The following is an 8,438-nucleotide window of genomic DNA, read 5'->3' as shown; positions in this document are numbered from 1 at the left end:
AAATACGTATTGGTTAGCTCAAATATTGGCATCTGTTGGATTAGTCGGCTTAATTGCCAGTTTTTCAGGTGTTATTTTGGCTTACTCTCGACAAGTATATGCCTTATCACGAGCAGGTTACCTACCAAGCTTTTTATCGAAGATGCATAAAAAACGTCAGACACCATATATGGCCATTATTTTGCCAGGATTTATCGGGCTAGTGTTAGTCATATTATTTAATCCGGATGATTTGATTTTAATTTCTACATTTGGGGCCTTAGTTTCCTATATCACGATGAATTTATCGGTGCTAATTTTGCGTAAAAAAGAACCTAATTTAGTACGTACATTTAAAACGCCACTTTATCCGTTTACACCGATTGTCTCACTTGTGCTGGCTGTTATTGCTATCTTTGCAAGCTTCTTTGCTAATTTGACGTTTTTCATTGTTTGTTTAGCAGTGTTTGCTGTGGCAAGCATTTATTATTGGGTTTGGGCTAGACATCACATTAATGAGGATGCGCCAGAGGAACGCTTTGCAAAGGATAGATCAGCGCATATAGAGGTGCAGGTACCTGTACCATCAATAGAAGCAATACGAGAATAGAACAAAAAGGAATGAGTTCTACTATGACACAAGTGGAATGGGTCATTTTTGATAAGGATGGAACCATCATCGAGATGGATTCCTTATGGATTGCATGGGCCAAAAATGTCTATCTAAATTTAACTGAAAATTCGAATTTTGAAATACTTTTTTCTTTACAGACCTTTTTAAAAAACATAGGTGTTGATGACAAAGGAACATCTATTGATCCAACAAGCCCTTTAGCTATTGGAAGTATCCAAGAAGCTGAAACGATTGTAGCCTACTTACTCTATCAGCAGGGAATCCCTTGGAGCAAAGGTGTGACACTTGCGAGAGCAGCCTCCAACTTAGCCACATCGCAACAAGAAAATAGTAGGGTTCAGGCATTACCAGGTATTCGCACTCTCTTAATGAACTTAAAAAAACAAGGGATAAAATTAGGCGTGATTACAGCTGATCAAACAGCACGAGCTATATCACATTTACAGCAGTTAGAGTTGTTCACCTTATTTGAATTTGTACTAGGAAGTGACCAAGCTGTCTACAGTAAACCATTTCCAGACTTAGCTTATGTGGCAAAGGAGCAATTTCAAGTAACACTAGAGAGAACCGTAATGATTGGTGATTCAAATGCAGATATGCTCTTTGCAAAAAATGCGGGTATGTGCTTTTCCATTGGCATCATTCCTAAAGCAACATTCCCGAAGGACTATTTGCCTGATGCGACAAAAATTATTGATGCCTATGATGAATCCGTTTTAACGATGTTAATCAAAAAGGAGTGAGCAAAATGGACAATCAGCTAATTGCCAAAATTACTGAATTGGTATTGGAAAAACTTACGCAGGCCACTCAATCTGATCAAACACATCAAACATTGACAAATGAAGAGTTGCAGGAATGGCAATCATTTCAGTTGATGCAGAATCATGGTCAGAAGCAGCAACCAAAAACCGATGTGTATGAGGCGCTTTCTGCACATGAATTACACCATTGGCAAAGTTTGCACGAGCAACAGCTATTTACTACAACTGATACGAACGACTTAATCGCGCTAAAAAAATTTACATGACCGGGGGGCGTCATATGGTGAAAGACCAAGATTTGCTTTCCATACAGGAAGCTAGGGATGGGGTAGCAGCTGCTGCTCTTGCACAAAAAAAGTACACTAGCTTTACGCAAGAGCAAGTAGACCTTATTATCGAAGCCATTGCCCATGAAGCTTATAAACAAGCAGAAAACCTTGCGATACGAGCTGTTACGGAAACAAAGATGGGAATCATTGAACACAAAAAAATGAAAAATCAATTAGCTTCTCAAGGCGTCTTTGAATCTATTCGACAAGAAAAAACAGTTGGTATTATTCAAGATGATAGGGTGACAAAGCAGGTAGAAATAGTTTATCCATTCGGTGTCATTGCAGCAGTTACACCTGTAACAAATCCAACTGCAACAGCCATTTATAAAACATTAATTGCATTAAAGGCCCAAAACGCCATTGTTTTTAGTCCACATCCATCCGCAGTGAACTGTACCATTGAGGCATTGAAAATATGTCAACAGGCAGCTATTCGTGCAGGTGCCCCTGATGGCTTAATTCAATGGATTACCCATCCAACCTTAAAAGGTACAGAGGAATTAATGCGCCATCGTGATGTACAGCTTATTTTAGCAACTGGTGGTTCGGGACTTGTCAAAGCAGCCTATAGCTCAGGCAAACCCGCCTATGGTGTTGGCCCTGGAAATGTCCCTGTTTATATAGATCGTACAGCAGATGTTAAAGAGGCGATGAAACGAATTATTGATAGTAAATCATTCGATAATAGCACCATCTGTGCCACGGAGCAAGCCATTGTCGTGCATCAGGAGGTAAAAGCTCAGGTGATGGCAGCATTAGCAGAGAATGGGGCGATCCTGCTAAGTGGACAGGATAAAGAAAAATTGGCCAAGGTAATATCGCCAATTGCTCGTACTTTAAATAGTCAGATTGTCGGGAAGCCAGCAACTTTGATCGCCAACATGGCTAGCATTAATGTACCTTCCCATACACGGGTACTTGTAGCGGAGGAACATGCAATTGGTAAGGAATATCCGTTTTCAATAGAAAAGCTTTCTCCCATCTTAGGTCTCTATACGGCATATTCACGGGAGGAAGCGGCAAAGATTTGTCGCCAATTGCTTGATGTGGGAGGGAGAGGGCATAGCTTAGCAATTCATGCCCAGGACGAAGATTTTGTTAAAGCGTTTGCTGCTCAAATGCCGGTATCCCGAATTTTAGTAAATACTTTAGCATCTGTTGGAGCAGCGGGCGGTACGACAAGTTTAACTCCTTCCTTTACATTAGGATGCGGGGCATACGGAGGGAATATTACGAGCGATAATATTTCTGCTCGTCATTTATTAAATAAAAAAAGAGTCGCATATGGCGTGAAGGAACTAACCATTCCTCAGCCACAACACCCTCAAAACATACAGGCTACATCGATTCAAGCAAAAGCAGACGTGCCGCTCGATAGGATAACCATTGAAAAGATCATAGAGGAAGTACTAACAAAGTTAAATAACTAGAGGAGGAAATTAAAATGAGTGTAGAGATAAATGGAGCTTTAGGCATGATCGAAACAAGAGGTCTAATAGGGTCAATTGAAGCTGCAGATGCCATGGTGAAAGCAGCTAACGTCAATATCGTAGGGAAAGTGCATGTCGGGGGAGGTATTGTGACAGTGCTTGTGACAGGGGATGTCGGTGCAGTAAAGGCAGCTACGGATGCAGGATCTGAAGCGGCACGCCGTGTAGGTGAACTGCTTTCAGTACATGTCATCCCACGCCCTCATTCAGAATTATACGCAATCTTACCTAAGTGAATAGGGGAGGGTGATGATGTCAAATCAAGTTCATGACCTTGATGTAACGAATGCAAATATCCCAATTGCGATTTCTGCTCGCCATTGCCATATAAATGAGGAGGATTTCTATCATTTATTTGGTAGAAAGGCTGTTTTACAAAAATGGAAGGCCCTTTCCCTACCTGGTCAGTTTGCCTCACAGCAAGTTTTGACGATAAAAGGACCTAGAGGCCACATTGATAATGTTCGGGTTTTAGGACCTTTTCGTACTGAAACACAAGTTGAAATCAGTCAAACTGATGCCATAAAGCTTGGTGTGGCACCACCGATTCGGATGTCGGGTGACTTAGCAGACTCTGAATCCATCACATTGATTGGGACCAATGGTATTCGCCATAAAAAGCAAGGATTGATTATAGCACAAGCACATATTCATATGGCGGTGTCTGATGCAGCTGCCTTTCATGTCAAAGACAAGGACATCGTGACAGTCGAGATATCCGGAAAGGTACGGCAGCTACACCTAATGAACGTTGTGGTCCGTGTCTCACCAGATTTCATCCTTGAAATGCATGTAGATACAGATGAAGCAAATGCCGCTGCCATTCATACTCATTCAATTGGCAAGCTCATTAAAATGGAGTGAGACGTATGGATGTAAAAGAATTACAGATGATGATCGAAGAGGTAGTCAGCTCTCTGATGAATACGCAGCATAAGAGGTTATTGGTTGTCCATCCACATACAACTGTTTCTAAAAAACAGCTGAAAGTCTTAAGCGGCTATTTTCAGATTGAAGAGTGGTATATGAATGAGACTACTAGCTCCTCCCAACTATTTTATGATGCAACCGTTTTTCTGGAAGTGGATCAGGCATTTATGGTTAGTAGTGCACAAGGTTTGCCCAATTCTTCGACATCCTTGTATCTGTCAGAGTTACTGATCAACAATCAAACAGCTATATTAGTTCCTGATGAAAAGCTGTCTGCCGTTATATCAGCAAAAGAACCGAATGCATATATGGGGATGCTGCTGCAACATATTGAACGATTAAAGACGTTTGGTTGTGAAATACAGTTATTTACACAGCTTATTCCCTTTTTAAAGCTACAAGAGGAATCTCCTCGTTCGGATATAGTGGCCAACTATTTAACGGCTGATATGCTTCAATCGTTTAAGGGGCAACAGCTTAAACTGCCTGCCCATACAAAACTTACACCACTTGCACAGGAAATCATTCAGGAAAAAGGAATTACGATACAAAGACAATAGCAGGAGTGTTGTTACATGACGAAATCGATTGGGATAGTGGAAACTAGAGGGCTTGCGATTTCGATCCTCATCGCAGATGCCATGCTAAAAGCTGCGGATATTCGAATACTTCGGCAAGAAACCATTGATTTGGCCCTTGTAACAATTGCTATAGAAGGGGATACAACAGCCATTCAAGAAGCAATAGCTATTGGTACACAAATAGCCATAGCAGCAGATCAATGGTTTGCTTCTACGACGATTTTACGACCAGATAGTACCGTGAATGGCTTAGTGATAGAAATAGCAAAAAAACCAAGTGCTTAAAACAAAAGGAAAGGTGGAGGTACTAGTTGAAGGTCGATTTAACGGGTAAAGTTGTCGTAGTAACTGGCGGTAGTAAAGGAATTGGGAAAGGTATTGCCACTGTGTTTGCTCAACAGGGTGCTCATGTGGTAATTGCTGCAAGAGGGGGCGAAGCTGCCACAAATGTAGCAAATGAATTACAAGCTCAAGGTTTGTCAGCTTCAGCAGCCACGGTGGATGTTGAAAACTATGAATCTGTTGAAAATATGGCTGAAGAGGTTGCTCGCACGTATGGCTCCATAGATATTTTATGCTCCAATGCTGGTATTTTCCCCTCTGTGAAAATAGAGGAGATGACGCCAGTACAATGGGATCAAGTGTTAAATGTGAATGCCAGAGGAACAATGTTTGCTGTAAAAGCGTGCATGCCGTATTTAAAGAAAGCAACCTATGGTAGGGTCATTATTACGTCGTCCATTACTGGTCCAGTGACTGGCTATGCGGGATGGACTCATTATGCGGCAAGTAAGGCGGCGCAATTAGGGTTTATGAGGACCGCAGCTCTTGAATTAGCCCCCTATAATATTACAGTTAATGCTGTGCTACCAGGAAATATTGCAACAGAAGGCTTAGGTGGACTAGGTGAAACATATTTACAGAAGATGGCGAAGGCGATTCCATTTGGTAGTCTCGGTCGTGTAGAAGATATTGCCTATGCTGCATTGTTCCTAAGTAGTAAGGAAGCCGCTTTTATTACGGGTCAATCCATTATTATTGATGGTGGTCAAACATTACCAGAGGATGCAGAAGCATTTTAAGAGGAGGCGTGACAAAGTATGAATTTAGGAGCATTAGGGATGATTGAAACAAAAGGATTAGTTGGCTCTATTGAAGCAGCGGATGCGATGGTGAAGGCCGCTAATGTCAATATTGTTGGTAAAGTCCATGTAGGTGGCGGAATTGTCACGGTGCTTGTTCGCGGAGATGTAGGGGCGGTAAAAGCAGCAACAGATGCTGGGGCAGCAGCAGCACAACGTGTTGGGGAGCTTTTATCCGTTCATGTTATTCCAAGACCACATGCAGAGCTAGAAGCCATCTTAAATGGACAATAATGAGTGAGGTGGTGCTTAATGAATGAACAGGCGATCATGCAAATTGTGGATGATGTTATAGCCGAATTACTACCCAAAAAACAGGCAGCACTGAGGCACAATGAAATCCCTATCGGCATCTCTGCTAGACATATTCATTTGAAACAGGAGCATGTTGAGCATCTCTTTGGCAAGGGGGCAACGCTAACCGTTCAAAAATGGTTAACTCAACCAGGGCAGTTTGCAGCAAATGAAACGTTACAGATGGTGGGACCAAAAGGTAGCGTGACAAATGTACGTGTATTAGGACCAGCTCGCATGCTAACACAAGTTGAAATCAGTCATACTGATGCCGTTGCATTAGGGATTCAACCACCTCTACGAGAATCTGGCGAGATTCAGGGCTCAGCAAGTTGTACGTTGGTGGGACCCAAAGGTAGTTTAGTGTTACAGGAAGGGGTCATTATCGCACAGGCACATATTCATATGTCACCCACTGATGCACAGCATTTTGGAATTCAAAACGGACAATATGTCTCCGTAAGGGTACGGAGCCCACGACCTATTACCTTTGAGCAAGTAAAAATCCGCGTAGCAGATCACTATCAATTAGAGATGCATATAGATACAGATGAAGCAAATGCTGGCTTAATTCAACAAGGTGTAACGGGTACATTAATAACAGATAAGATAGAGGAAAAGTCATTGGATAAACGCCCTAGTACAGCAATTGAAATAAATAAGAAAATTATTACAGAAAACGATTTAAGTCTGTATCAAGGGAGGACCGTGGTAATCCCCAAAAATGCTAGATTAACTGCACTTGCGACAGAGACCGTGACCAAATTAGGAATAGAACTTCAGTTTCATGAAAAAGGATGAGATGCATGCGGATAGGAACAGTAGTCGGAAATATATGGGCGACACGGAAAGAGGAAGGGCTACAAGGACTAAAATTACTTATTATCCAACCGAAAAATGTGGACGGTCAATTTAGTAATGAGCAAATTGTTGCAGCAGATCGTATAGGTGCAGGCGTAGGCGATGAAGTCATTTTAACAATGGGTAGTGCAGCCGTACGAAGTTTTTCCACGACAACGATTTGTCCGATTGATGCGATTGTTGTCGGAATTATTGATGGCACAGACGAAGGGGAGGGGTGAGCATAGTGAAGGAAGCGATAGGCATGATTGAAACGTATGGCATGATTGGCTCTATTGAGGCGGCTGACGCGATGTTAAAAGCTTCGAATGTACAATTAGTGAAACATGAACTCGTGGACGGAGGTATTGTAACTGTTATTGTAGAGGGTGATGTAGGAGCAGTACAAGCTGCTGTTGAGGCTGGCAAAGAGGCGGCAGCGCGAACGAGTAAGCTGTTAAGTGCACATGTAATCCCTAGAGCCGCAAATGAAGTTTTTACCTCAATGATTGGTGAAAAACAGCTGACAAAAAAAATGGCTGGCGGAGTCAAAAAAACGAGCACCCGACAGAAGTCTAAAGAACCAGGACAACAGCCTAAAGAGGATGTTCAAGCAGACATGTAGTTGCCATGTCATTACTATTGAATTGATGACATTAGGAGTGTGAAGCAAATGAGCTTTAGGCGACCCAGAATTGCCATCATTGGCGCTGGTCATACAGGTGCAACCATCGCATTGATGGTCGCACAAAAAGAGATGGGTGATATTGTACTTGTCGATGTACCAGAATTAGAAAATACAGCGAAAGGAAAGGCTCTAGATATTCTCCAAGCTGGACCGATAGAAAAATCCAATGTACAGGTGACAGCTACTTCACGCTATGAGGAAATTGCCCATGCTGATATTGTGGTCATCACGGCGGGCATTGCAAGAAAACCTGGGATGACAAGAGAGGATTTAATTCATACAAATGCCTCTATCATCCGAACAGTCAGTGAACAAATCAAATATTATGCACCAGCTAGTTACATTATTGTATTGAGTAATCCTGTCGATGCTATGACCTATGTGTGTCTCGAAACAACAGGTTTTCCAAAAAATCGTGTCATGGGACAATCGGGTATTTTAGATACAGCACGCTTTAATACCTTTATCGCGCAGGCTCTTCAGCTAGCTGTAGAGGATATTTCAAGTTTTGTATTGGGCGGTCATGGAGATGAGATGGTACCACTTGTTCGCTATACGTATGTTGGTGGTATCCCAGTAGAAAAATTGCTTCCGCAGACACAGAGTGAACAATTAGTGGAGCGAACGCGAAAGGGTGGAGGCGAAATTATAGAACTTCTGGGTAATGGTAGTGCTTACTATGCTCCGGCAGCCGCCATTGTCCGAATGATGGAGGCAATTGTGAAGGATCAGCGCAAAGTGATGCCAATTATTACCTATTTGCA

Annotated in this window: 14 protein-coding genes; all 14 read left to right on the top strand. The window is 42.2% G+C overall.

Going from position 1 to position 8,438, the window contains the following annotated elements:
* On the top strand, positions 1 to 589 hold a 589-nt coding region (locus tag RT445_RS20265), incomplete at its 5' end, for an amino acid permease (RefSeq protein ID WP_313471427.1).
* A gap of 23 nt (positions 590 to 612) precedes the next feature.
* On the top strand, positions 613 to 1,356 hold the full coding sequence (locus RT445_RS20260; protein ID WP_312506346.1) for an HAD family hydrolase: 744 nt from the start codon (positions 613 to 615) through the stop codon (positions 1,354 to 1,356).
* Between the two features lie 5 nt (positions 1,357 to 1,361).
* Entirely contained in the window at positions 1,362 to 1,643 is a 282-nt protein-coding gene (locus RT445_RS20255; protein ID WP_312506345.1) for a hypothetical protein, read from the top strand.
* A 14-nt stretch (positions 1,644 to 1,657) separates the two neighbouring features.
* Positions 1,658 to 3,139 (top strand): aldehyde dehydrogenase family protein, encoded by a 1,482-nt coding sequence (locus tag RT445_RS20250; protein WP_312506344.1) that lies wholly within the window; start codon positions 1,658 to 1,660, stop codon positions 3,137 to 3,139.
* Positions 3,140 to 3,153: 14 nt separating this feature from the next.
* Complete coding sequence (locus RT445_RS20245) at positions 3,154 to 3,435, top strand: BMC domain-containing protein (protein WP_004229005.1); 282 nt, start codon at positions 3,154 to 3,156, stop codon at positions 3,433 to 3,435.
* A 13-nt stretch (positions 3,436 to 3,448) separates the two neighbouring features.
* Entirely contained in the window at positions 3,449 to 4,063 is a 615-nt protein-coding gene (gene pduL / locus RT445_RS20240; RefSeq protein WP_312506342.1) for a phosphate propanoyltransferase, read from the top strand.
* 5 nt (positions 4,064 to 4,068) lie between these two features.
* Complete coding sequence (locus tag RT445_RS20235) at positions 4,069 to 4,689, top strand: hypothetical protein (RefSeq protein ID WP_312506340.1); 621 nt, start codon at positions 4,069 to 4,071, stop codon at positions 4,687 to 4,689.
* Between the two features lie 15 nt (positions 4,690 to 4,704).
* Positions 4,705 to 4,995, top strand: a complete 291-nt coding sequence (locus RT445_RS20230; RefSeq protein WP_312506339.1) for a BMC domain-containing protein — start codon at positions 4,705 to 4,707, stop codon at positions 4,993 to 4,995.
* A gap of 26 nt (positions 4,996 to 5,021) precedes the next feature.
* Positions 5,022 to 5,792, top strand: coding sequence for a 3-oxoacyl-ACP reductase FabG (fabG, locus tag RT445_RS20225; RefSeq protein ID WP_312506337.1), 771 nt, complete (start codon positions 5,022 to 5,024; stop codon positions 5,790 to 5,792).
* Positions 5,793 to 5,810: 18 nt separating this feature from the next.
* Entirely contained in the window at positions 5,811 to 6,086 is a 276-nt protein-coding gene (locus tag RT445_RS20220; protein ID WP_312506336.1) for a BMC domain-containing protein, read from the top strand.
* An 18-nt stretch (positions 6,087 to 6,104) separates the two neighbouring features.
* Positions 6,105 to 6,947, top strand: coding sequence for a phosphate propanoyltransferase (pduL, locus tag RT445_RS20215; RefSeq protein WP_313471422.1), 843 nt, complete (start codon positions 6,105 to 6,107; stop codon positions 6,945 to 6,947).
* Positions 6,948 to 6,952: 5 nt separating this feature from the next.
* On the top strand, positions 6,953 to 7,228 hold the full coding sequence (locus RT445_RS20210) for a EutN/CcmL family microcompartment protein (protein WP_312506332.1): 276 nt from the start codon (positions 6,953 to 6,955) through the stop codon (positions 7,226 to 7,228).
* A 5-nt stretch (positions 7,229 to 7,233) separates the two neighbouring features.
* Positions 7,234 to 7,611, top strand: a complete 378-nt coding sequence (locus tag RT445_RS20205) for a BMC domain-containing protein (protein WP_313471420.1) — start codon at positions 7,234 to 7,236, stop codon at positions 7,609 to 7,611.
* Between the two features lie 48 nt (positions 7,612 to 7,659).
* Positions 7,660 to 8,438, top strand: a 779-nt coding sequence (gene mdh, locus RT445_RS20200; RefSeq protein ID WP_313471418.1) for a malate dehydrogenase, incomplete at its 3' end; no start/stop codon positions are given.

It is taken from the genome of Lysinibacillus sp., from assembly GCF_032093475.1.
Classification (GTDB): domain Bacteria; phylum Bacillota; class Bacilli; order Bacillales_A; family Planococcaceae; genus Lysinibacillus; species Lysinibacillus irui.
This window is presented reverse-complemented; position numbering and strand designations above follow the sequence as displayed.